Genomic DNA, 24,342 nt, shown 5'->3' on the forward strand with positions numbered 1-24,342 from the left:
TGCCACAGGCCTCCGGGCCTGTGTGCCCGCATGCAAATCACGATGTTGTTGTAGAGCATTAAGCCTGTTTATTCCCCTGTGTTCGCGTTAGGGATTGAAATGGGTACCGTCCGTTGGCTAACGGAGTAATGCCTGCAGGCGTATGAATGTAAAGCCCGGCCCCGTTTCTATCAACGGGGAAACGCCCATTTGAAGTAGCAAGTAGTTAGTATCAAGTAGCAAGATAGATGGACAAAAGACAAAGGACTTTTGGACGAAGGATTAACATGGTTGAGGGCTAACGCCGTTTTTTTGGACGTTCGGACGTTCGGACTTTTGGATGCCCGGACTTTTGGATGTTCGGACTTTCGGATGTTCGGACTTTCGGCCAAAAGTCACTGTCTTGTCCAAAAGTTCTGCCCGAATTTCCGGCATACAGGGCGAAGAAGCATGGCGAATAATAGATGCTTCACTACGTTCAGCATGACAATTGGCTTTTTTGTAACAACGCCATTATAAGGCACCTCGCAAAAACGGCTGGATATATAAAACTATCTACCACTCCTCCCGCCACTCTTCCGTTACATCTCCATCATAAAATAGCCCTGCTGCTTCGGCTGCTTTTTGAATGTACTCGGTCAGGTCTTCGCGTTCCATGGTGTCAATAAAGTAGTCAAGATCTATATTTAGTTTGTCAAATGCTTTTACCACAGCTTCAATGGCTTTCCAAATGGCGTGTTCGTTTGTGGCTTTTTGTAACGCATCCAGGTAGTTATCTATCAGCTTATCGCTTTCAATAATAATCTCCTCGGTAAAAAACGCGCTGCCGTCATCCATTTGTTCTTTCCAGTTTATTGTGGGTCGTGGTATTTGTATCGGCTCCATAAGGCTTAAATTATATTTCTAATATACAGTGATTAGCAACACTTATGCAAAATAAAATAGGGGGCAGCAAATAAAGTGGGGAATTTTTTGCCGGGATAACACAAAGTGTAGCTGGGGGAGTTATTTTATCGGGCAAACGATTTATAAATGCCCCTATAAACAGCACATATTTTTAATTATCTTTACTTAAAATCCTTCTGCTGCCTAAATTAGGGTTACGTTTTAAATACATTTTAATAGCTATGAAAATCAAAAATAAACTGCTGTTTGGATTTGGCCTGTTATTCTTCGTAGTGCTTATTTTTGGCCTTGTTTCTATATATTACATCAAGGTGATATCAGAAACATCCAGTATTACTTTGAAGGATAACTATGCAACATTAAAATTCACCCGGCAAATGCGCGCCGTTTTAGATGAAAATGATTTGCCCCTACCCTTGCAGGCTGTTAAAACTTTTGATGAGACACTAAAAAAACAGGAAAACAACATCACCGAACCTGGTGAAAGCGCGGCAACAGGCAACCTGCGCAAGGCCTTCGGCTTACTTACCGACTCTTCGCTGGCTTTAAATCAAAAACAACAGGCCGAGCGGAATGCGCGCTTACAGCTGAAAAACATTGAAGGCTTAAACATGCATGCCATTGAGCTTAAAAATAATTATACCCATTCAACTGTAGATAAGTCGGCCTTTTTTCTTGGGAGCATGGTATTTATCACCTTTTTAATTCTTTTTATTTTAATTGTCAATTTTCCGGGCTTTATACTTAATCCGCTTCAGCAACTTGAAAACGGTCTGTTGCAGGTGAGTCAAAAAAGATATAATACCCGGCTATTTTTTAAAACAAGCGATGAGTTTACCAGTTTAGCCGAGGAATTTAATACCATGGTGACCAACCTTAGCGAACTGGAAAATGCAAACCTTTCGCAATTAATAGCGGCCGAATTGCGGATAAAATTACTGATAGAAGAAATGCCCGGGGCGGTAATAGGGCTTAATGAAAAACAGGAAATATTGTTTATTAACCAGGTGGCGAAAAATATATTAAACCTGGGCAACAAGTCGGTTACCGGCCAATCTGTGGCCGAGTTATCAAAAAGCAACAAATTGCTTAAATTGATACTGGAGAATAAGGATACCGAAAACCCTTTTAAAGCCAACCTGTTCGACAAAGCCTCGCATTTTCAACAAAAAACACTCGAAATTGTGGTACCCAATTTAAACCCCGACATGGATGGCCTGGCGATTGCGGGTTACTCTGCCGGCACTATCCTGGTTTTTAAAGAGGTAAAGGCTTAGTGTCGTGTTAACCGTTAGCCTTTAGTCGAAAGCCTTAAGTTCGAAGTCAAATTTGCGCAATCCAGTGATTATCAGTTCTGTGTCATTGCGAGTGGTAAAATCCGTGGACTCTGAAGGGGGAATGACGTTACTAAAAGGGCTGTCATGCTGAGTTGTAAAATTTCGCGAAATTCTGAAGGGGGAATGACGTTTTAAAAGGTTTGTCATCCTGAACGCAGTGAAGGATCTATTCGTAGACTGTACAGGGCGAAGAGGCATGGCGAATAATAGATGCTTCACTACGTTCAGCATGACAAAAGGCTTTTTTTTGCAAACATGTCATGGGTAGCCTGTCGAAGCATAGCGGGCAAAGGCCCCGCCGCACGAGTCTTCGACAGGCTCAGACTGACAGGCCTTTACACCTTGAAAGTCTAATACGTCATGGGTAGGAACGAAGCAATCGCATGCTATACAGAGCGGACCTGCACAGTTTGCGATTGCCGCGCTGCGCTCGCAATGACATCCACCCCTTAGCGCAAGGTGTGTATTAGCTTTTGGCTTTGTGCATTCTGCTTTTAGCTTTTATATGATAACAAGTAATGTTAACTGTATGACCGCCTACGAAGAAAAAGCTTATTTACTACTGAACAACTGGCAGCAAAAGATGCAAAAGAAACCATCTTTTACCAACCGGATAGCGAAGGGTATACAGAACAGGATTAACAACTTTATACCCGAAAAGGTTCACAAGGTAATAACAGTAACTATCGAAAAAATGGTTAAGGCAGTACTTTTCGGGGCTAAATATACAACCACCCAAAAGCTTGCTACCGATGCTTCCTTTCGATTAAGAGAAAGCTATATAAAACGGCAAATAAACTTTTATCAAAAAACTGCCACTGTCGAAGGAGCCGTTACAGGCGCAGGAGGCATACTAATGGGATTTGCCGAGTTCCCTATCCTTATTGGTATTAAAATGAAATTGCTTTTTAATATTGCGGCTTTATATGGTTTTGATGTAATGAATTATAAAGAAAGGCTATATATACTTTACATTTTCCAGCTTACCTACTCCAGCCAGCAACGGCGAAACGAGATTTACCATTTATTACAAAACTGGGAAGGCTACAGCGTTCTGCTGCCTGCCAATGCCGATGAGTTTGACTGGCGCACCTTTCAGCAGGAATACCGCGACTATATCGACCTTGCAAAAATGGCCCAGCTAATCCCCGTAATTGGAGCTGCTGTAGGCGCTATTGCCAACTACCAGCTAATAGCCCAATTAGGCGAAACCGCCATGAACTGCTATAGAATGCGCATGCTGAAACCGGGAAAAATAGAGAATTAGGGGGCTTTTATTTCCACGCGTCATGCGGGTATCCATCAGGGTAATCCTGGAAAAAATGGAGATGAGATGCCGGCTTTAGGGGCTCACAACAAAGATGTCATTGCGATCCGTCAGCCGACGGAGGCAATCGCGAACTGTGCAAGTCCGCTTTGTATAGCATGCGATTGCTTCGTGCCTCGCAATGACATAGATTATATCAAAAAATAGTACTGATAATCAGCAATTTACAATCACTATAAGAAACCAAGCAATCTCCGCCTTACAACGTAGCTTTGCAAATCCGATATGTATAGTTTAAAAACACAATAACTATTTCGTGGTAATCGTACCCATCTTCGCATATTCCACATCATTGGGTTCCCAAAGTTCAATTTTATTGCCTTCCGGATCCATCAGATGGACAAAATTGCCATAACTGACTCTTTCCACCGAATCTGTAGGTAAGATCCCGGAGGCTTTCAGTTTGATGAGCAACGCGTCCAGCTGTTCAACCCGGTAATTGATCATGAATTGTTTTTCTGATGGCTGGAAATACTTGGTCGTTTCCTTAAATGGCGCCCATAACGTAAAGCCTTTTTTTGTACTGTCAATACCCTGGTGCCATTCGAAGTTGGTGCCTGTTCCCACCATACGCATACCCAGGTTTTTTTCATACCAGGCTTTTAGTACCGCCGGGTTTTTGGCCTTAAAAAAGATTCCGCCGAGCCCAGTTACCCGTGGGCCGGAGATAGGTTGGCGGGTTAATTGACTGAAGCCGTAGCCCAACAAAAACGCAACCGACAATAAAGCGACGAGTGTGATTTTTTTCATCAGCAATAATTTTATCATTAAAGATAGTTAAATAATGCACCGGATTAACCAGGGTATTTTGCCAAATTAACCTGGTGGTAGGTAGTGACAACAGCGCCATTTGCGCCTCGATATGGAACTTCGGGGAGAATGGGAACCTATTAGAACACTTAGAGGGAATATTTGCTTTAAAATTTGAGTAACTCATACAGAAGAATAATAGCGAATTCGATAATCCAACGGAGATATTTTATACAATAAATTATAGAAGAATTGTTTATAATCAGTAATAATGGTTGTAAAATCAGTAATATGTATAAGTCCTCTATGAAAATAGTAATGTACCTTTATTGGAGTTGAAGTGGCTTCTCTTAAGGCGAAAGGCTTTACATCATATCACACCTAAGTTATAAATCAAATGAAAGGGACATCAAGACGAGACTTTATAAAAAGCAGCGCTACAGTAGGGCTCTCATTTTGGCTGGGCTTGTCTGCCAAGGGTACTATCCTGCATGCGACAAGCCAGGCGACAATTAAAAACTTCTCCCCTTTTATACTTGTTGAATCAAATGGACACATAACGATATTCAGTAACAAGCCTGAAATAGGTCAAGGTACCTTCCAATCTATCCCGGCTTTAATTGCTGAAGAATTTGAGGTCGATCTTAATAAGGTGCTGATTAAAAGCACCAATGGTGAAAGTGAATTTGGCGGGCAATTTGCAGGCGGGAGCAGTTCTGTGAGAGGTAGCTATACCCAAATGCGAAAAGTAGGTGCTTCCGCAAGGGAAGTTTTTACCAAAGCGGCAGCCAATAGGTGGCAAACGGATGTAGTTAATTGCTATGCTGAAAACGCAACCGTAATTAACAGGTTAAATAATGCCAAACTTTCTTATGGCGACCTTGTTGAAGATGCTTCAAAAATTGAATTATCAAAAGAACCGAAATTAAAAGAGGCCAAAGATTTTAAAATATTAACGAAGGCCGCTAAAAGGCAGGATATACCGTTAAAGACTAACGGTTCGGCGGAGTTTGGGATCGATGCGCGGGTTGCGGGCATGGTTTACGCCACAGTAGAAAGATGTCCTGTATTGGGCGGAACGTTAAAAAGCTTTGATGCAACTGGAGCGCTCAAGGTTCCTGGTGTACAAAAAGTTGTTGAGATAGAGCGTGTAGTAGGAAAGTATTCATCTGTCGGTGTCGCGGTTATCGCAAACTCTTACTGGGCGGCACTGCAGGGGCGCAAAAAGTTAAGTATTATTTGGGATTTTAAAGGGTTTGAAACTTTTGATTCTGCAGAATACGAAGCAAAACTCAGGAGCCTGGCCAGCGAGCCGGGCCTACCCGATAAAACAAAAGGCGATGTTGATGCTGTAAAAATAACAGCCCAAAATACGGTTGAGGCATTTTACGAAACGCCTCAGATAGCGCATCATCCGCTTGAACCGCTTAATTGTGTAGCCCAAATAACAGGTGATAAAGTAGAGATCTGGACATCAACACAAGTTCCCAGTGCGGTTACTGGTGGCCTTCCGGCAATGATCGGCTTTAAACCGGGAAGCGTAAAATTAAACAGCAAATTTACAGGTGGCGGTTTCGGCAGGAGGCTGCAGATTGATTATATCGCAGAAGCGGTTAACATTGCTAAGCAAACAGATAAGGCTGTTAAAGTGGTTTGGTCGCGTGAGGATACTACGGAGCAAGGTTCCTACCGGCCGATGACCTTCTCAAAACTAAAAGCTGGATTTAATGCCCAAGGCCAGCTGCTTACTTTTGAACATAAAGTGATCAGCCCCTCATATGGTGAAGCCCAGGCTGTTAAATATGATAAAAGTAAGGTTGACGGCATAATGGTTGAAGGAATTGGTGAACAGGCTTATGAAATTCCTAATGTGAAAACCTCATACGTCAGGGCCGATTATCACGTGTCCCTTGGGGCCTGGAGGTCAGTAACAAGTTCTACCGTCGCCTTTGCCCATGAATGCTTCATTGATGAATTGGCTTATAAGGTCAAAAAAGATCCCCTCTCCTTCCGGCTTGAGCTATTAACCAAACCGTCAGATACCAAAAAAGTATTGTTGAAGCTAAAAGAATTATCAAACTGGGATAAAGCATTACCCAAAGGCAAAGGAAGAGGCATTGCCGTATGGGAATTTTTTGCCGGACTTTGCGGGCAGGTGGTTGAGGTTACCTATAATAAGGATAAATCCATAAAAATAGACAAGGTCATTGCTGTAATAGATCTTGGCGAAGTAGTTAATCCTGATAACGTAAGGAACCAGGTTGAAGGAGYCATTGTAATGGCACTCGGCGCGGCTACCAAACCGGGAATTACGCTAAAAAACGGCCGTGTCCAACAGCATAATTTTTACGATAATCCTTTAGTACGTATTAATGAAGTGCCAAAGATTGAAGTACACATCCTTACCGACGGCGGCAAAATAAAAGGAGTTGGTGAACCAGGCTTACCTCCATTCGCGCCTGCATTAGCTAATGCCATCTTTGCGGCAACCGGAAAGCGGTTCCGCAAAATGCCTTTTGACTTAAAAGTGGGTTAAACAAATTGATTATAAACTAACACAAATACTATCCAATGATCAATCTAAATGTAAATCAAAAGGCGTATCAGGTCGAAGCTGATCCGAATATGCCATTACTGTGGGTGATAAGGGACATTATCGGTTTAACGGGTACAAAATATGGGTGCGGGGTAGCACAATGTGGCGCTTGCACCGTACATCTGAACGGCGAAGCGGTACGTTCCTGCGTTACAAAGGTTAGCCGTGCCGAAGGGCAAAAGGTGGTAACCATAGAAGGCCTTTCCAATAATAATAGTCATCCGGCACAGGTGGCCTGGAATGAGGAGAATGTACCGCAATGTGGTTACTGCCATTCCGGCCAGATCATGTCGGCTGCAGTACTGTTGCGTGAAAATGGAAATCCAAGTGATGATGATATAGATGCAGCTATGGCCGGCAACATCTGCCGCTGCGGCACCTATCTACGCATCCGTAAGGCTATCCATTTAGCAGCTGAATTACAAAGAAAGGAGGGCGCAAGCAAATGATGCAGCAAATAAAAGATAAACACGCTTACCGGAGTTCAGTAAGAGCGTTCACTATAATTGGTGTGCTATTATCAATGATATGTATAATGGCATTTACACTGAATTACAGCAATGATCCAAAAGTAAATGCCGGAGCAGGGCTGCCCGTAATCAGAAAAGACAGCGTCGCTTCTGTAAAAGCTTTTAAGCAGGTATATACCGTACTGATGAGTGCCAGATGTATGAACTGCCATCCATCCGGCAACATACCGTTGCAAGGCGATGACAGCCATCTGCATACCATGTCTCCACAACGAGGTGTTGATGGTAAAGGCGTATATGCCATGAAATGTTCCAACTGCCACCAGCCTACCAACACGCCCGGGCTGCATACGCCGCCAGGTAATCCAAACTGGCATTTGCCGCCTGCTGATATGAAAATGGTGTTCCAGGGTAAAACGCCGCGTCAGTTAGCGCAGCAATTAGTTGATCCTAAACGTAACGGGCATAAGGATTTGAAAAAGCTGATTGAACATGCGGACGATGGCTTAGTTTTGGCTGGCTGGAACCCGGGTGAAGGCCGTAAGCTTCCCCCAATGAGCCATGCAGCTTTCAAAAAAGCATGGTTGACCTGGTTAAATACCGGTGCCTATGCGCCAAAGAAGTAATAAGACGAACGTTCGTAAATAAATAATCACTTAACTCTTAACTACCTATGAGTACAAGTAATATATCAAGAAGGAACTTTTTACGCACAACGGGTGTTACCGGCGCTGCACTTTGCCTTGGCTTTTCATTCGTCTCGGCTACTGATAAGGCCGAAGTGGTCAACGCAGCGTCAGCCGACCCATCGGAGATAGAACTAAATGCATGGATAAAGATCGATGCGACGGGAAAAGTCACCCTGGTTGACCACCGTGCAGAAATGGGCCAGGGCTCTTACCAGTCTGTTCCGCAAATTCTTGCCGAAGAACTGGAGGTGAACCTGAATGAAGTGAACATTATATTTGCCCAAGGCAATAAAGAGAAATATGGAAGCCAGATCACCGGTGGTAGCTCTACCATCCGCGGCTCGTACAAAAATCTGTTAAAGCTGGGCGCTACTGCACGGGTAATGCTAACCACGGCAGCCGCTGCAAAATGGAAAGTTCCGATCACAGATTGTTATGCTGAAGCTGGCCATATCATCCATCGTCCATCCGCAAAAAAATTCCATTATGGCGAATTAGTTGCAGATGCCTCAAAGTTGGAGCCGCCAAAGGACGTAATATTGAAACCGAAGTCGGCATATAAATTGATCCGCCAGCCACTGCACCGTCAGGATACGCCGTTGAAAACAAATGGCACGGCAGGTTTTGGGCTTGATAAGAAGTTACCTGGAATGCTCTACGCTGCTGTAGAACGCAACCCACGGTTGCGTGGTAAAGTAAAAAGCTACGATGACACGGCGGCCCTTAAGGTACCCGGTGTTAAGAAAGTGTTTAAGGTAAAGATGGGTGTTTTTAAAACTTTTCGCGAAGGCGTGGTTGTTGTAGCTACTTCTACCTGGGCTGCATTGCAAGGCAAAAAAGCGTTACGTGTAGAATGGGATGATACCGGCTTCGATCATGTAAATACTGCTGATATTTTCAAAAGCCAGCAGGCGAAGCTAAATACTGAAGAAGGCCTGATCCTCAAAAAGCAAGGTGACCCGGATGCCGCGATAAGCGGTGCTTCAACTAAGCTGGATATTGTGTACCAAACACCTTACCAATCGCATAGCGCCATGGAGCCGGTGAATTGTGTAGCGCATTATCAAAACGATAAGGTGGAAATATGGGGGCCCATCCAGGCACCGGAATGGGTGCAGGAATATATTGCCGGACAGTTAGTCTGGACAAAAGAAAAAGTTATTGTCAATATGACTTTTTTAGGCGGGGGCTTTGGTCGTAAGGCTTTTATGGACTATCCGCACGAAGCCACCATGATCTCCAAAGAGATCGGCGCTCCAGTTCAGGTAGTCTGGACACGTGAAGATGATGCCACACAGGGACCGTACCGTCCTGGGATCAGCTATCGTTGCCAGGGAGCTATTGAAAATGGAAATATCAGTGCGCTTAAATTCCGAATGGCTGGTCAAAACAACGACCATTGGAGAGATGGGCCTAACGGAAAAGCTAACCGAAGTACATCAGAGGGTTTTTTAAAGCCCTATTATGATTCCATCAAGAATATCAGTTTTGCAGAAGTGATCTTTGAAACTCCTATCCCAACGATGTGGTGGCGCTCCGTGTATGCATCCACGAATGGCTTTGCTTATGAAAGCTTCTTAGACGAAATGTCGATTGCCGCCGGAAAAGATCCAATGGATTTGAGGAGACAGTACCTGAAAGATGCAAGAAGCCAGAAACTCATTGACAAGATGGAGGAAGTTTCTGGTTGGAAAAACCGGAAGAAAAATGAAGGTTACGGAACGGCTATTACAGAATGTTTTTCAAGCACAGTGGCTCAGGTAGTAAAAGTATCTAAAGATAACCAGGGAAAGTTAAAGATCGACCATGTATGGGCAGTTATGGATTGCGGCTGGTATGTGAACCCCGACATTGTAAAGGCGCAGGTTGAAGGAGCAATTGTAATGGGCCTGGGCGCGGCTACCATCCATGAGATCACCTTTAAAGACGGTTTGGTAGAACAACGCAACTTCTACGATTATAAAATGCCAAGAATTACCGACATTCCACCGATTGATGTTTTCATTATGGAAAATGATGAAAATGCAGGCGGCGTTGGCGAACCGGGTTTACCAGCCTTTGCGCCGGCTTTAACGAATGCCATATTTGACCTGACCGGAAAGCGTATCAGGAAATTACCATTTGATTTGACAACCGTTTAAACAGTTGTAATTTGACAGAGTTAAGGACATCGTGAATGCCTATGATAAGGCCATACAAGCCGGCAAACAAACAGCTTTGGCAACAAGTGGTGCATGCAGATGGGGCTCCTTATCACTGGGCCGGCGCATGTATGCTGGTAACTGAGGATGGCCAATTGACGGGCGTTATAAAATTATTTTTTGGCTGCTGCGTTGGCGGACCATTGCAGAATTACACTGCGGGCGGATTTGCAATCCAGTGCGATAAAATTAATGGTTGTAAAACTTTCCGCATTGGCTTTTAATTCAGTATTTTGTATTCATTCGGAGTATACCCCGAGTGAGTTGGTTTGCTAATGCCCAGATTTTCGTTGATATGCAAACTGGAGTCTTTAAACACCTTTGTAATAAACGTCGCTATACTCTTCCTGGAAATGGCGGTGCCTGTTTCGGGCTCGCCTTTGCGCGTCAAGATATAATCGACTTCATCGGTGCTGGTAAACCAGTCCGGTCTTAAAATCGTATAATCAAGGCGGGAAGCTTCTATGACATCGGCTAACTTTCGGTATGGGATCAGGACAGATCTTAACGGCACATCATAAATACCGATAGAACTGATTGCTACGATCCTTTTAACAACGGTCTCCTGCATGGCCTTAACAATATTCTTTGCCATCTCCTCCAGGTTTCCGGCAAGGTTCACATAGACGATATCCTGGCCGGCGACAGCTTCTTTTACACTATTGTAATCCATAGCATCGCCTTCAAAAACAGTGCAGCCCCCGGCATCGCTTTTTGAAAGCCTGTTCTTGTTTCTCACGAACAGCGTAAGCGATGTGTTATCTAACTGCTTTGCCTCTTCGATTACAGATTTAGCCAGGCTGCCTCCTGCCCCGATAATTAAGATCTTTTTCATGATAATTCTTTTGTATTGCTTGTTACCGCTGTTATAAACGTTTTTCGATTCAATTAGCTGGTTGTTATAGCAATTTCTGTATTACCAACTATTATTACTGATTTGAGAATATGGATAATTTGGAAAGCCATTGCTTTACCTTTTTTTGCGCCTCTTTTTCATATTGTCCCTGAATGACCAGTAACTTGCCGTCACGCTCTATACTACCTTTCATCGTAAACCCTTCCAGAACTTTGCTTTTTGGGCATAGTTCTTTGACGGTTTGAAATGTCGAGCCAACCCCATAGCCCGCGATTGTATTAAATGGGATGATAGTTTTGCCCTCCAGGTTATGCTGATGCAAGAAGCTTTTCACCGGCGGAGGCAACTGCATCCCCCAAGTGGGGAAACCGACAAATATGACATCATATTTGTCGATACCTTCAACCTGCGTTTTTAAAGGCGGCAGGTAGCCTGTTTCATTTTCTTTGGCTACCTGGTCTACCGTTGCTTTATAATTCTCAGGATAAGGTTTTTGCAGTTCTATCGGCACGAGCTTTCCGCCAACCTGCTGTTGGATAATTTGTGCGATTGCTTTGGTGTTATTTGTTCGCGAGAGATAAACGATCAGCACATTTTTATCGCTCCTGTTTTGCTGTGCTTTAGTACGTCCTGGCACCATGCACATCGTTAACAATAAAAAGGAAATAAACAGCAGTTTCATAGTGTTTGGTTTACTTGCCAACCCTTTGTTGTAAATGAGCCGGGTAGCGGTCGCCCTGAACATTCGTTTTGGCAAAGGCATCATCAATTGCCTTGACATCATCGCCGGAAAGATCAACCGTTGCACCGCCGATATTTTCTGTTAAGCGATGCGATTTTGTGGTTCCCGGAATAGGTACAATCCATGGTTTTTGTGCTAATAACCAACCCAATGCTATTTGCGCAGGGGTTGCTTCTTTTTGTTTGGCGATTTCGCCAAGCAGCTCAACTAACTTTTGATTCGCTTTCCGGTTCTCCTCATTAAAGCGGGGTACTGAATTGCGAAAGTCTGTACTGTCAAACTGCGTGTTTTCATTAATGGCTCCTGTTAAAAACCCTTTTCCTAAAGGACTGAATGGCACAAAGCCAATTCCTAATTCCTCCAGTGTTGGCATAATTTCTTTTTCAGGCTCCCTCCACCAGATCGAGTATTCGCTCTGCAAAGCAGTAACAGGTTGTACAGCATGCGCTTTACGAATAGATTCGGCGCCCGCTTCCGAAAGACCAAAGTGCTTCACTTTACCTTCCGCGATCAGCTCTTTTACCGTTCCTGCAACATCTTCCATCGGTACATTGGGGTCAACACGATGCTGATAGAACAGATCGATCACATCAGTTCTCAGACGTTTTAACGAAGCTTCCACAACCTGCCTGATCCGTGCCGGGCTGCTATTTAATCCTTTACGCGAGTCCCCGTCCTCAAATCCGAATTTGGTTGCCACTACAACTTCTTTGCGGAAGGGTGCCAGAGCTTCGCCCACTAATTCTTCATTAGTAAAGGGACCATAACATTCCGCTGTATCGAAGAAAGTTATACCTTGTTCGTAAGCCTCCCTGATCAGGTTTATGCCTTGTTGTTTATCTGTAGCAGGGCCATAGCCAAAGCTCAAGCCCATACAACCTAATCCCAGTGATGAAACTTCAAGACCGGTTTTTCCTAATTTTCTATGTTTCATTTTTTTCCTATTTGTATCTCGTGTAATGATATGTGCAAATGTCAGGCCTATTTTTAGCCTTATTGTTATACAGATTACTGGATTTCCTACCATTATTACTGATTGGCCTAACAACTTATCTTAACATGTAAGGGATAAACTATCTTTGGGTTAGTAAAGGAAATAGCAATGGAAAATGTGATGAGGATCGATACCATCGGTCAGTACAACGCGCTTAACAATAATGAGACGCTGCATCCGCTGGTTAATATAGTTGACCTGTCGAAGGCAGATAAAAGACCGAACCGCCGGAGTAATTATGGTTTTTATGCTGTATTTCTAAAGGAGATCAAATGCGGCGATCTGCAATATGGTTGTAACTATTATGATTACGAAGAAGGAACTTTGGTGTTTGTCGGTCCCGGACAGGTAATTGGAGTGGAAAACAATGGCGAACTTTATCAGCCAAAGGGTCAGGCGTTGGTCTTTCATGCGGATCTGCTTAAAGGCACTTCACTTGGCCGCCATATTACTGATTATAATTTTTTTTCGTATGAAGTGCATGAGGCGCTTCACCTGTCCAAAAGCGAGCGAAAAATCATCTATGATTGCTATGATAAGATCAGGAACGAGCTCCGGCGCGGCATTGATAAACACAGCAAAACATTGATCGTAAGTAATATTGAACTCTTACTTAATTATTGCATACGTTTTTACGACCGGCAATTTATTACCCGGGAAAACGTAAACAAGGGTACACTGCAAAAATTCGAGGAATTGTTGAATGAATACTTCAGTTCCAACAAGCCTTCAGAACTGGGCTTGCCAACTGTTGGTTACTGTGCGGATCAACTTAACTTATCGGCCAATTATTTTGGCGACCTGATCAAAAAAGAGACTGGAAAGTCAGCCCAGGAATATATACAATTGAAAACTATGGACGTAGCCAAAGAGAAAATATTCGACACCTCTAAATCAGTAAGTGAGATTGCATATGAACTTGGCTTTAAATATCCACAGCACTTCACGCGATCTTTTAAACAGCATACTGGTTTTACACCTCTGGATTATCGAATGATGAACTAGAAAATTGACCATTTCAATTGTGAAGATGTAGGATTGCATTTAATACGCTTCATCAGTGCGTTCTTTTTTCGGTATGTAAAAACAACATTTTCATTCACCCGGCGCTGCTTGCCATCGGCCAAAGCTATCAAAAAACTGTTGCCCAGGTAATTCTGTAGTGGCTGGCGCAACGAGGCATAGTTGTTATTCCGAAGTCGTTCAGCAAAGAGCGAATTGCAGAAAATTTAGACATCTTCGATTTTGTACTATCTGCTAACTGAAGCGTAATACCTGATCAAACCAAATTATATAAATCAAATCAATATGAAAAAATTATTATTAGTAACTACTTTACTATTTGCTTATTTAACACCAAAAGCACAAAACATGAAAAACTTACAGGAACTGTCAGACCGGGTCGCTCTTAAAGAATTAGTAGACACTTTTTCCATCCTTGCAGATAAAAAAGACGTGCATACCCAGGTACAACTTTTTACAACTAACGCCACCTCAGAAACCATTATCGGGGGAAACTCGGTATCCAAACTGACCGGCCGCAAACAACTGGAGGATGCATTTGGTGCTTTTCTGGTAAACTTTCAAACCGTCTATCACTTTAACGGCCAGCAAAAGGTGACGATTACCGGCGACAAGGCTGTAGGAACATCCTATTGCACCGTTACCCTGATCGGTACCGAGGACGGCAAAAAAATGAAAACCACCATCGGCGTTGTTTACGAGGACGAATTTGTGCGGGAAAACAATCACTGGCTGATCGCCAACCGCAAAGCGAATTTTGACTGGCAGGAAAAACAGCAAATGGCTCAATAGAACCTCAAGGGTCCCTCCTAAGTGAATTTGCGTTTCCTGCCGGATAATTTTATTCCGACTTTAATTTTATTAGTTTTTGAGGATCAAAAAAGTGGTTTAATGGCCCGTGTCCGTTACCGGTTTTTACGTCTTTACCATGTTCAATAGCATGTTGAACATATAGCTTACTTTGCATTACTGCTTTATTCAAGTTGTACCCCAACGCTATGAAAGATGCGATAGCAGAAGACAAACTGCACCCTGTTCCGTGTGTATTTGGGGTATCAATAGCTGTCGACCTGAAAATGCGCTCATCGCCGTGCTTATCCAGGTAAACATCAAACAGGTCGGGTCCTTTTAAATGCCCGCCCTTAACCAGTACTGCGTTACAACCGTATTGCATGATCTGAGTCGCCGCAGCTTTCATATCGGCAAGTGTGTTGATCTCAATTTCGGCCAGTATAGCCGCCTCATCCAGGTTTGGCGTAACAATTTGAGCTAATGGAAAGAGCTCTTTTTTCAACATTGCTGCCGTATCGCTTTCAATCAAACGGTAGCCGCTGGTGGCCACCATCACCGGGTCGAAAACAATGGGAACTTTGGGATAACCAGCTAATACTTCGGCAATGGCTATAGCCAGTTCGACACTGTGCACCATGCCAATTTTAACAGCCGATGGTTTTAAATCGCCCATTACAGCTTTGATCTGTGCTTTTACAAAATCAACCGGGATGGGATGTATGCCGCTAACCCCTAAAGTATTTTGTACGGTAACCGCGGTAATGGCCGTAGTGCCAAAACAGCCCAGGGCGCTCATGGTTTTCAGGTCGGCTTGTATACCGGCACCACCGCCACTGTCCGACCCGGCAATGCTGAGTACTACCGGATATCTGTATTTACTCATATATAAAGCTTAACTGTTGATTAAATAATGCCATTTTTTAAACTGTACATTTGGCCTTGGTACAGGGCTTTTATCAGCTGAATGGCCATTTTGCTACGTTGCCCCGTTTGGCAGCAGAACACCAGCTTTTTAATTGGGCGCAATAGCCCAATATGCTCTTTTAGCTCGTATAAGGGGATATTGATCCCACCAATATTATAATCTTCAAACTCATAAGTTTCGCGCACGTCAACAAGTTGTACTTCGCCCGGAGACCCGGTTAGCCAATTATTCAATTCACCCATGGTTATTTCAGAATGAGTGGCCGGGGCGGGTTCAATAATATTGATATCCAGCGATTTTGCCATTTTTTTCAGCTTTCCAACTTTAAAAACACTCGTGGTATTATCCAGCGCATTTATGGTCATTAATTTTCCGGATAAGGTTTCGCCGATACCACAAATCATCTTGATTGCCTCATTAGCCATATAGGTGCCGATGATTCCGGGTAATACACCCAGTACGCCTGTTTCGGCACAATTAGGTACTTCATCAACCGGTGGTGGTTCGGGGAATACATCCCTGTAATCGGGGCCACCCTGGTAATTAAATACCGCAACATGTCCCTCAAATTTGAATATTGAACCAAATACAAGCGGCTTATTTAATGCCACGCAGGTATCATTTACCAAGTATCGGGTACTGAAATTATCCGATCCATCTATAACCAGGTCGTAGTGCTTACAAATGCCTAACGCATTATCGGAGGTAAAACGCTCATTATAAGCTATAATATTCACGTATGGATTTAGCAACATAAGCTTTTCTTTGGCCGCATCGGCTTTCGATCTGCCTTTGTCGGCTGTAGTATATAATATTTGGCGATGCAGGTTACTCAGAGCTACCAAGTCATCATCCACAATACCGATCTCACCCAGACCCGCCGCAGCAAGGTATTGTAACACCGGGCAACCCAAACCACCTGCGCCAATCATTAGCACTTTGGCGTTTTTCAGTTTTTCTTGTCCGGATAAACCAATTTCGGGGAGGATGATTTGCCGGCTGTACCGTTTTAATTCTTCGCCTTCAAACATAATTACAGGGCTAAACTGTTATCCCAATCTTTCCAGACCGGCTCGTAACCCTGCGCTGTAATCATTTGCGCAACTTGTTGCGGACTGCGTTCATCACTAATTTCAAACTGTTCCAGCGACTCCGGCTCAACAGTATATCCACCAGGATTGGTTTTAGAACCCGCACTGATATTGGTAATGCCCAATTTGATGATATTGTTGCGGAAGTTTTCAGACTCCCGCGTTGATATGGAGAGTTCAACCTCTTCATTAAAGATCCTGTAGGCACATATCAGCTGTACGAGCTCGCGGTCGCTCATTTCTACTTTGGGTTCCAGGCCGCCGCTAAAGGGCCGTAAGCGAGGGAAAGAAAGACTGTATTTGCTTTGCCAGTATTTTTTCTCGAGGTAATTGAGGTGCAGTGCAGTGAAAAAACAGTCGGTGCGCCAGTCTTCCAGGCCTATCAATACGCCCAGACCCATTTTATGGATACCGGCCTGGCCCAACCGGTCGGGGGTTTCCAGCCGGTAATCAAAATTCGATTTCTTGCCCTTTGGATGATGTTTCTTATAATCTTCTTTGTGATAAGTCTCCTGGTAAACCAGCACTGTGTTTAGCCCATAAGGGGTTAACTGTTGGTAATCTTCCAGATCTAGCGGCTGCACCTCCATTGATATATGCGAGAATTGTGGCCGGACCAGCTCGAGTACTTTTTTAAAATAGTCTACATGAACGTTTTCATTATCTTCTCCTGTAACCAAAAGTACATGATTATAGCCCATATTCTTAATAATGCCCACTTCCTGCATGATCTCTATCGAAGAAAGCGTTTTACGCTTTACCTTATTGTCATAACTAAAACCACAATAGGTACAAATATTTTTACATTGGTTAGATAGGTAAAGGGGAACATACATCTGTATAACCTTGCCAAAGCGTTTCAGTGTTAATTGCTGGCTAATGGCCGCCATTTGCTCCAGGTAAGGCACTGCCGCCGGGGATATCAGCGCCTTGAAATCTTCCATTGTCCGTTTTTTAACTGACAGGGCCCATTCCACATCCCGACTTGTTTTGGCATAGATACTGGACTTGGTTTCGTCCCAGCTATAGGTTTCGAAAATATTTTTAAAGCTACTCATCTAAAAAGGAGGTTAAGGGGCTGCTTGCAACAGCATGGGTTACAGGCGAGGCCAGTTTGGCCTCGTAGGCCATGCGTCCGGCAATTACAGCCATCTTAAATGCTTCTGCCATTTGTACAGGATCACCCGAAACGGCAATGGCCGTATTCACCAATACGGCATCGGCCCCAATCTCCATAGCCCAAGCGGCATCAGATGGTGAGCCGATACCTGCATCCACAATAACCGGCACATTGCTCTGGTTGATGATGATTTCTAAAAAATCTATCGTTTTTAATCCTTTGTTACTGCCAATAGGCGAACCTAAAGGCATTACGGCCGAGGTACCTGCATTTTCCAATCGTTTACACAGCACCGGGTCGGCATGAATGTAAGGGAGGACGATAAACCCCAATGCTGCCAATTCTTCGGTTGCTTTTAAGGTTTCGATGGGATCGGGCATCAGATACTTAGGATCGGGGTGTATCTCCAGTTTGATCCAGTTAGTTTCCAATGCCTCCCTCGCCAGTTGAGCTGCAAAAACAGCCTCTTTGGCATTTCGCACACCCGATGTATTGGGAAGCAGGTTGATATGCGGATATTTGAGGCGGATGAGCAGATCGTCCTGGTCATTATTTCGGATATCCACACGTTTTAGGGCAACGGTTACCAATTCTGACCGGGAAGCAAGCAGGGCCTCTTCCATTAAAACAGAAGAGCTGAACTTACCTGTTCCGGTAAATAAACGTGAGTTAAAGGTTTTATCGGCTATTTTTAACATGATTTTCTGAAAAGTTTTAAATAACTTGTTTTAAAGAAGGGCTATTTAAGTGCTGATAAATTTGTTTTACAATTTGTTCGCGGTTATCCGCAAAAGTGATAGCTCCGGAAATGGCTACACCGTGAATTCCGGTTTGCCTTATTGCGGCAACATCATCCGGTAAAATACCACCTATGGCAATAACGGGTATGCAGATATTTGCTGCGTCCATTTGCTCAATAAACGTTTCATATCCGCTTAAACCCACAATCGGGCTAAGTTTTTTTTTTGTTGTGGTAAACCTGTAAGGGCCGCAGCCAATATAATCAACGCCTTCATCTGCCCTTTGCTGTATATGGGCAAAAGTATTGACAGTACCCCCGATGATCATTTTATCGCCAACAATACGCCTTGCCTGGGCTACTGGCATATCCTGCAAGCCAAGGTGTACGCCATGGGCACCTGCTGCTAACGCAATTTCAGGATGGTCGTCAATAATCAATTTAGCGCCATACTGATTGCATAGCTTAATCGCCGCCATGGCATATTCAAGGATGACACCATCGGGCTGATCCTTAACCCGGAGCTGTATCCATTTACACCCTGCCGCTAATGCCTGCTGAATAGCGGCGAGGTGCGACCCATTTCCGGATTGCTGCGAGATATAGTGTAGTTTATCGATCATTGTTGAATATTTTTAATAAGTATATACTTCGTTAAGTGCCCGAAAATTGCTTATCGCCAAAGCTGGGTCTGCCCATATCGTACCTAAAATAGCCGCTCCGTCAAAACCCATAGCCCCGATCTTTATTAAATTGGAGCCGTTAACCCCTCCCAAAGCAAATACTTTAGGTTTGATATTGCTTTTGTCCAGTTTAAAATCAGCAGGCAGGGTACTTTTATAACCCGGTTTTGATATGCTGTTGAATACCGGTCCATAAAAAACATAATCAAAGTCAGGTATTAAAGGCAGCTGCGTAATGTCATGCACAGAGGTACTTAAAGTATATCCCCCGGCTTTTTGCAAAGCCCATTTTTCATCATTTGATTCTTCTCTGTCACCTTCCGTATAATGCAGCCTTTTGATACCATAATCAGTTGCGATCTCATGAAATTGATGCAGCGATATGCGGTTATAAAACTGCGGCGCTATCCCTTCGATCAGTTCCCTAACCGATTGAATATCGCTTTCCGGTTTCCGGATATGAAAGTATTTTAAACCCACCTGAAACAGATTGTTGATGATAATGCTTTCATCATCAACAACAGCTGGGAGTGAAATAACGACTAGTTCCATATTTTACAAATAAATCTCGCTGCCTTTTTGCAGAAACTCTTTCGATTTTTCTTCCATGCCTTTGGATAATGCGTCAGCTTCGCCCATGCCGTTTTCTTTGGCGTAGTCGCGCACATCCTGCGTGATCTTCATGGAGCAGAAATTAGGGCCGCACATGGAGCAGAAATGGGCGATCTTGGCGCCATCGGCAGGCAAAGTTTCATCATGGAACTCTTTTGCCGTATCGGGGTCGAGCGACAGGTTGAACTGATCTTCCCAACGGAACTCGAAACGTGCTTTACTTAAGGCATTGTCACGATACTGCGCTCCGGGATGGCCCTTGGCTAAATCAGCAGCGTGAGCGGCAATTTTATAGGTGATCACACCGTCTTTCACATCCTTTTTGTTAGGTAGGCCTAAGTGCTCTTTGGGTGTTACATAACAAAGCATCGCCGTACCAAACCAGCCAATCATCGCTGCGCCTATAGCGGAAGTGATATGGTCGTAACCTGGTGCAATATCGGTAGTTAATGGGCCTAAGGTATAAAATGGCGCTTCGCCGCAATGCACCAACTGCTTGTCCATATTCTCTTTGATCATGTGCATCGGCACATGACCCGGACCTTCAATAATGGTTTGAACATCGTGTTTCCAGGCTATCTTGGTCAGTTCGCCCAAAGTTTCCAGTTCGCCAAATTGCGCGGCATCATTGGCATCGGCAATACAGCCGGGCCTTAATCCGTCGCCTAAGGAAAATGCTACATCATACGCTTTCATGATTTCGCAGATCTCTTCAAAATGCGTATACAAAAAGTTTTCTTGATGATGTGCCAAACACCATTTTGCCATGATAGAGCCGCCACGCGATACGATACCGGTAATCCTTTTAGCGGTAAGGGGCACATAACGCAACAAAACACCCGCGTGAATGGTGAAATAATCGACGCCCTGTTCGGCTTGCTCTATCAGCGTATCCCTGAAAAGTTCCCAGGTCAGGTCTTCGGCCTTGCCATTTACTTTTTCCAGGGCCTGGTAAATAGGCACGGTACCAATTGGAACCGGCGAGTTGCGGATAATCCATTCGCGGGTTTCATGTATGTTTTTACCGGTCGAAAGGTCCATAATGGTATCGGCACCCCAACGGCAGGCCCATACCGCTTTTTCTACCTCCTCTTCAATACTTGAAGTAACAGCAGAGTTGCCAATATTGGCGTTTATCTTTACCAGGAAATTACGCCCGATGATCATCGGTTCGCTTTCCGGGTGGTTAATGTTGGATGGTATTACCGCGCGGCCAATGGCTACTTCCTGGCGCACAAACTCAGGAGTGATATACCCTTTGGGCGTATTGGCCCCAAAGCTTTGGCCGGGGTGCTGGTGCGACATCACATCGTACTGGCCATTGAGCTGTTCATTTAATAGATCAATGCGCTGGTTCTCGCGGATAGCGATATATTCCATTTCAGGGGTGATGATCCCTTTTTTGGCATAATGCATTTGCGATACATTCATTCCTGGTTTGGCCCGATAGGGTTTGCTGATGTGTGCAAACCTTAAAGTATCAAGGCTCTGATCATTAGCGCGCTGGTTTCCGTAATCTGATGAAATATATCCCAGTTGTTCTACATCGCCACGATCGACTATCCATTGTTCGCGCAGGCGCGGCAAACCTTGTTTTACATCGATCTCAATATCCGGATCGGTGTATGGCCCGCTGGTATCATAAATAGTGACGGGGGCATTCGGTTCAGTTTCGCCAAACCTGCCGTGAAGTTTAGTTTCGCTGAGCCCAACCTCGCGCATCGCAACTTCGATGTTATGGATATGTCCTTTGACATAGACTTTGCGCGACGCGGGGAATGGCGTTCGGCTGATTGCTTGTTCTCCTGGAGTTTTTTCAGTTTTCATGTTTTGGTTGTATTTTTTATCCGCCCTGGGTTGCTTTGATAATGGTAATATGATCGCCGGGGTTTAAGAGGTGAATAACCCAATTGGCTTTAGGCACGATTTCCTGGTTCACTGCAATAGCGATGCCTTTGGCCGGCTGCGTAAGAACAGTGGCAAGCATTTGCTGCAAAGAGCAGGTATCGGATACGGAATAATTTTGTTGATTTACGGTAATTTCCATCCTGTTTAATTTTAAACGATAGGAATGGACCCGTTGGAGGATTGGTAAACAACCTTAAGGTTGTTCTACTTTTCCCTTCGGCAGTACTAACTGCATCAGGTTCAAAGGGTATTTCTCAGCACAAGGCACCCCTAAAGTTTTTTGTAAAGGTATAAATTTAGTTGATAAAAAAACTTTTAATTATAGTTGCTCCTCCCTTTAAATATTTTCGGTATTTCCTTAAATGTCCCTTATCCAAATTGATGCGCTTCGTTTCTTCGAAGTAAATAATCACTGGCAAATAGCCCGCAATGCAACAAAATGAATTATTACACCATTAGATTTAATCACCAAGCAAGACCTCAAACAATTCAAAACCGAACTGTTTGAGGAATTAAAAAAATTACCCATCGGTACTTACACCGAACAAGCAGGAAAAAAATGGCTCAAAAGCTTCAAAGCACACAAGCTGTTACAAAGCTCTGCAGGAATGCTTCAAAATCTTCGTATTAATGACACTACACTAAAGTAGTAGCCTGTTATACTATAAACAGGAAGACATTATCAAACTGCGATGAGTAAGAAATAAAAACACTGTCCATCCCAACCGGTAAAATACCTGACTCACCTACCGGTCTGTCCGGTTAAGCAACTTTTTGATTGACCCCAACCAACTGTCGCGGTACTTTTGAATTGAATAAAGCAGACATCGGAAGTACCAAATTGAAATAGAAACGACCGATTGGCTATAATTTAAATGTAAATAGAATAATTCGTCATCATAAAAATTAAAGAAAAATGGAAAATGTTAATAAAGCAAAAGGAAGTAGAGTTGTAAAAGTTGCAGCTGTACAAATCAGCCCGGTCCTATATAGTCGTCAGGGTACAGTTGAAAAGATCATCAATAAAATTAATGAGCTGGGAGAAAAAGGTGTGCAATTTGCAACCTTTCCAGAGACCATTATTCCTTATTACCCGTATTTCTCTTTCATCCAGGCTCCCTACATGATGGGGAAACAACACCAACTCCTGATGGATGAAGCGATCGTAGTTCCTTCTGCTGACACAGAGTCTATTGGGCAGGCTGCTAAAATGGCCAACATGGTCGTATCGATTGGCGTCAATGAGCGTGATGGTGGTTCAGTATATAATACGCAACTTTTATTCGATGCAGACGGTACCTTGATCCAACGCAGACGCAAACTTACACCTACCTACCACGAGCGCATGGTTTGGGGGCAGGGCGATGCATCCGGATTACGTGCTGTAGACAGTGCAGTTGGGCGTATCGGTCAATTGGCTTGTTGGGAGCACTACAATCCGTTATTTCGGTACGCCATGATAGCCGATGGCGAACAGATCCACTCTGCAATGTATCCGGGATCTTTTTTGGGTCATTTGCACGGTGAGCAGACAGAAATTAATGTACGCCAGCACGCCCTGGAATCAGCCTGTTTTGTAGTTTGCGCGACAGGTTGGCTTGATGCCGACCAACAGGCGCAGATCGCAAAGGATACAGGCGGCCCTATTGGCCCAATTTCAGGTGGCTGTTTCACTGCCATTATAGCCCCCGACGGACAAATAATTGGTGAACCAATAACATCGGGTGAAGGTGAAGTAATTGCCGATATCGATCTTGCTCAAATAGATGCGCGCAAACGATTGATGGATGCAAACGGCCATTACAGCCGTCCCGAATTAGTTAGTTTGCTTATTGACCGGACCCCTGCCACTCAGGTACATGAACGCAAAACATATGGGCAGCCTACAGTCGAAAATCAACAGCTCATATCATATAACGAACCCGTCAAAAAATGAAAAATCTTGGTGATAAACATGTTATAATAACTAAAATTAAAGAAATGAAACCTTTTCAAAAACTCTTATTAAGCCTGCTAACTATTTTTAGTATAGCTATATTCTTTAATCCCGCGAAGGCTATAGCACAACAATCGGGAATCATACGCACAGATCTTCAGCGACATGATATCAGTGTTGCCGGACATGAAGCAATTCAAGTACGTGTCGACTTTAAACCTGGTACTGCATTCGGAATGCACGCTCACCCCGGCGAAGAGATTATCTATGTGCTGGAAGGGATACTGGAATATGAGATTGAGGGTAATCACCCGGTAACGCTAAAAGCCGGAGATGTGCTTTTCGTACCGGCCGGAAAGTACCACTCGGCCAGGAATGCAGGAAACATTAATGCTGCTGAACTCGCAACTTATATTGTAGAAAAAGGTAAACTTCTCCTTGTCCTAAAAAAATAACACGATTTATTTACGGAGATTAGCTCCCCTACCCGCGCAAATCTGCCATTGCTTCACCTATACCCAAAAAAAACCGGACTTCGACCGGCACTAAAAACGGGTTCATGAACTACCCTTGTTTGTATGGATAACGCCCCGTTTCCATCATTATTGCGCGCAAAAAAATATAGTTAGGAAACGGCGTTTTGATACCTGATACCTTATATTTTTG

At 43.9% G+C, this 24,342-nt stretch carries 24 protein-coding genes and 1 riboswitch; of the genes, 11 read left to right on the forward strand and 13 right to left on the reverse strand.

Features of this window, described 5'->3' with window-relative positions; genetic code table 11:
• Nucleotides 1–534 precede the first annotated feature (534 nt).
• Nucleotides 535–864 (reverse strand): hypothetical protein, encoded by a 330-nt coding sequence (locus tag AC1DQW_RS08605; RefSeq protein WP_477453707.1) that lies wholly within the window; start codon nucleotides 862–864, stop codon nucleotides 535–537.
• 242 nt (nucleotides 865–1,106) lie between these two features.
• Between AC1DQW_RS08605 and AC1DQW_RS08610 the strand changes: the two genes are divergently transcribed.
• Nucleotides 1,107–2,162: a HAMP domain-containing protein gene (locus AC1DQW_RS08610; RefSeq protein WP_477453708.1), complete on the forward strand. Its 1,056-nt coding sequence runs from the start codon at nucleotides 1,107–1,109 to the stop codon at nucleotides 2,160–2,162.
• 589 nt (nucleotides 2,163–2,751) lie between these two features.
• Nucleotides 2,752–3,489 carry an EcsC family protein gene (locus AC1DQW_RS08615; protein ID WP_477453709.1) on the forward strand — a complete coding sequence of 246 codons (738 nt, stop codon included), beginning with the start codon at nucleotides 2,752–2,754 and terminating at the stop codon, nucleotides 3,487–3,489.
• A 309-nt stretch (nucleotides 3,490–3,798) separates the two neighbouring features.
• On the opposite strand, the gene AC1DQW_RS08620 is transcribed toward AC1DQW_RS08615, so the two are convergent.
• Nucleotides 3,799–4,299, reverse strand: a complete 501-nt coding sequence (locus AC1DQW_RS08620; protein ID WP_477453710.1) for a VOC family protein — start codon at nucleotides 4,297–4,299, stop codon at nucleotides 3,799–3,801.
• Nucleotides 4,300–4,696: 397 nt separating this feature from the next.
• Between AC1DQW_RS08620 and AC1DQW_RS08625 the strand changes: the two genes are divergently transcribed.
• The 5 genes from AC1DQW_RS08625 (at nucleotide 4,697) to AC1DQW_RS08645 (ending at nucleotide 10,479) form a co-directional block, all read left to right on the forward strand.
• On the forward strand, nucleotides 4,697–6,835 hold the full coding sequence (locus AC1DQW_RS08625; RefSeq protein ID WP_477453711.1) for a xanthine dehydrogenase family protein molybdopterin-binding subunit: 2,139 nt from the start codon (nucleotides 4,697–4,699) through the stop codon (nucleotides 6,833–6,835).
• Nucleotides 6,836–6,870: 35 nt separating this feature from the next.
• The gene (locus AC1DQW_RS08630) at nucleotides 6,871–7,344 is read left to right on the forward strand and encodes a (2Fe-2S)-binding protein (protein ID WP_477416764.1); all 474 of its coding nucleotides are present in this window, start codon (nucleotides 6,871–6,873) and stop codon (nucleotides 7,342–7,344) included.
• Nucleotides 7,345–7,430: 86 nt separating this feature from the next.
• Nucleotides 7,431–7,991 carry a cytochrome c family protein gene (locus AC1DQW_RS08635; protein ID WP_477453712.1) on the forward strand — a complete coding sequence of 187 codons (561 nt, stop codon included), beginning with the start codon at nucleotides 7,431–7,433 and terminating at the stop codon, nucleotides 7,989–7,991.
• Nucleotides 7,992–8,038: 47 nt separating this feature from the next.
• The gene (locus AC1DQW_RS08640; RefSeq protein WP_477453713.1) at nucleotides 8,039–10,195 is read left to right on the forward strand and encodes a molybdopterin cofactor-binding domain-containing protein; all 2,157 of its coding nucleotides are present in this window, start codon (nucleotides 8,039–8,041) and stop codon (nucleotides 10,193–10,195) included.
• A gap of 35 nt (nucleotides 10,196–10,230) precedes the next feature.
• Complete coding sequence (locus AC1DQW_RS08645) at nucleotides 10,231–10,479, forward strand: XdhC family protein (RefSeq protein WP_477453714.1); 249 nt, start codon at nucleotides 10,231–10,233, stop codon at nucleotides 10,477–10,479.
• Here AC1DQW_RS08645 and AC1DQW_RS08650 read toward each other — a convergent pair.
• The 3 genes from AC1DQW_RS08650 to AC1DQW_RS08660 form a co-directional block, all read right to left on the reverse strand.
• Complete coding sequence (locus AC1DQW_RS08650) at nucleotides 10,476–11,090, reverse strand: NAD(P)H-binding protein (protein ID WP_477453715.1); 615 nt, start codon at nucleotides 11,088–11,090, stop codon at nucleotides 10,476–10,478. The genes AC1DQW_RS08645 and AC1DQW_RS08650 overlap by 4 nt on opposite strands.
• Before the next feature lie 94 nt (nucleotides 11,091–11,184).
• On the reverse strand, nucleotides 11,185–11,793 hold the full coding sequence (locus AC1DQW_RS08655; protein ID WP_477453716.1) for a flavodoxin: 609 nt from the start codon (nucleotides 11,791–11,793) through the stop codon (nucleotides 11,185–11,187).
• Nucleotides 11,794–11,803: 10 nt separating this feature from the next.
• A complete protein-coding gene (locus AC1DQW_RS08660; RefSeq protein WP_477453717.1) occupies nucleotides 11,804–12,787 on the reverse strand; it encodes an aldo/keto reductase in 984 nt (327 codons plus the stop codon).
• Between the two features lie 168 nt (nucleotides 12,788–12,955).
• Between AC1DQW_RS08660 and AC1DQW_RS08665 the strand changes: the two genes are divergently transcribed.
• Entirely contained in the window at nucleotides 12,956–13,852 is an 897-nt protein-coding gene (locus AC1DQW_RS08665) for a helix-turn-helix domain-containing protein (RefSeq protein ID WP_477453718.1), read from the forward strand.
• Nucleotides 13,853–14,155: 303 nt separating this feature from the next.
• Nucleotides 14,156–14,662 carry a nuclear transport factor 2 family protein gene (locus AC1DQW_RS08670; protein WP_477453719.1) on the forward strand — a complete coding sequence of 169 codons (507 nt, stop codon included), beginning with the start codon at nucleotides 14,156–14,158 and terminating at the stop codon, nucleotides 14,660–14,662.
• Nucleotides 14,663–14,711: 49 nt separating this feature from the next.
• On the opposite strand, the gene thiD is transcribed toward AC1DQW_RS08670, so the two are convergent.
• Genes thiD through thiS form a run of 8 tightly spaced genes read right to left on the reverse strand, consistent with a single transcriptional unit; the run spans nucleotide 14,712 to nucleotide 21,879 of the window.
• The gene (gene thiD / locus AC1DQW_RS08675) at nucleotides 14,712–15,545 is read right to left on the reverse strand and encodes a bifunctional hydroxymethylpyrimidine kinase/phosphomethylpyrimidine kinase (protein ID WP_477453720.1); all 834 of its coding nucleotides are present in this window, start codon (nucleotides 15,543–15,545) and stop codon (nucleotides 14,712–14,714) included.
• 20 nt (nucleotides 15,546–15,565) lie between these two features.
• The gene (gene moeB / locus AC1DQW_RS08680; protein WP_477453721.1) at nucleotides 15,566–16,618 is read right to left on the reverse strand and encodes a molybdopterin-synthase adenylyltransferase MoeB; all 1,053 of its coding nucleotides are present in this window, start codon (nucleotides 16,616–16,618) and stop codon (nucleotides 15,566–15,568) included.
• Nucleotides 16,619–16,620: 2 nt separating this feature from the next.
• Nucleotides 16,621–17,736, reverse strand: a complete 1,116-nt coding sequence (thiH, locus tag AC1DQW_RS08685) for a 2-iminoacetate synthase ThiH (protein WP_477453722.1) — start codon at nucleotides 17,734–17,736, stop codon at nucleotides 16,621–16,623.
• Nucleotides 17,729–18,496: a thiazole synthase gene (locus tag AC1DQW_RS08690; protein ID WP_477453723.1), complete on the reverse strand. Its 768-nt coding sequence runs from the start codon at nucleotides 18,494–18,496 to the stop codon at nucleotides 17,729–17,731. The genes thiH and AC1DQW_RS08690 overlap by 8 nt, the downstream gene beginning before the upstream one ends.
• A gap of 16 nt (nucleotides 18,497–18,512) precedes the next feature.
• On the reverse strand, nucleotides 18,513–19,160 hold the full coding sequence (locus AC1DQW_RS08695; RefSeq protein ID WP_477453724.1) for a thiamine phosphate synthase: 648 nt from the start codon (nucleotides 19,158–19,160) through the stop codon (nucleotides 18,513–18,515).
• A gap of 12 nt (nucleotides 19,161–19,172) precedes the next feature.
• Nucleotides 19,173–19,772 carry a thiamine phosphate synthase gene (locus tag AC1DQW_RS08700; RefSeq protein WP_477453725.1) on the reverse strand — a complete coding sequence of 200 codons (600 nt, stop codon included), beginning with the start codon at nucleotides 19,770–19,772 and terminating at the stop codon, nucleotides 19,173–19,175.
• 3 nt (nucleotides 19,773–19,775) lie between these two features.
• Nucleotides 19,776–21,659 (reverse strand): phosphomethylpyrimidine synthase ThiC, encoded by a 1,884-nt coding sequence (gene thiC, locus AC1DQW_RS08705; protein WP_477453726.1) that lies wholly within the window; start codon nucleotides 21,657–21,659, stop codon nucleotides 19,776–19,778.
• A 16-nt stretch (nucleotides 21,660–21,675) separates the two neighbouring features.
• On the reverse strand, nucleotides 21,676–21,879 hold the full coding sequence (gene thiS / locus AC1DQW_RS08710) for a sulfur carrier protein ThiS (protein ID WP_477416732.1): 204 nt from the start codon (nucleotides 21,877–21,879) through the stop codon (nucleotides 21,676–21,678).
• Nucleotides 21,880–21,934: 55 nt separating this feature from the next.
• Nucleotides 21,935–22,022, reverse strand: a riboswitch (TPP riboswitch).
• Nucleotides 22,023–22,656: 634 nt separating this feature from the next.
• On the opposite strand from thiS, the gene AC1DQW_RS08715 reads away from it, so the two are divergent.
• Nucleotides 22,657–23,676 (forward strand): nitrilase-related carbon-nitrogen hydrolase, encoded by a 1,020-nt coding sequence (locus AC1DQW_RS08715; protein WP_477453727.1) that lies wholly within the window; start codon nucleotides 22,657–22,659, stop codon nucleotides 23,674–23,676.
• The gene (locus AC1DQW_RS08720) at nucleotides 23,673–24,131 is read left to right on the forward strand and encodes a cupin domain-containing protein (protein WP_477453728.1); all 459 of its coding nucleotides are present in this window, start codon (nucleotides 23,673–23,675) and stop codon (nucleotides 24,129–24,131) included. The genes AC1DQW_RS08715 and AC1DQW_RS08720 overlap by 4 nt, the downstream gene beginning before the upstream one ends.
• The last annotated feature ends 211 nt before the right edge of the window (nucleotides 24,132–24,342 follow it).

It is taken from the genome of Mucilaginibacter sp. P5_A4 (assembly GCF_056400605.1).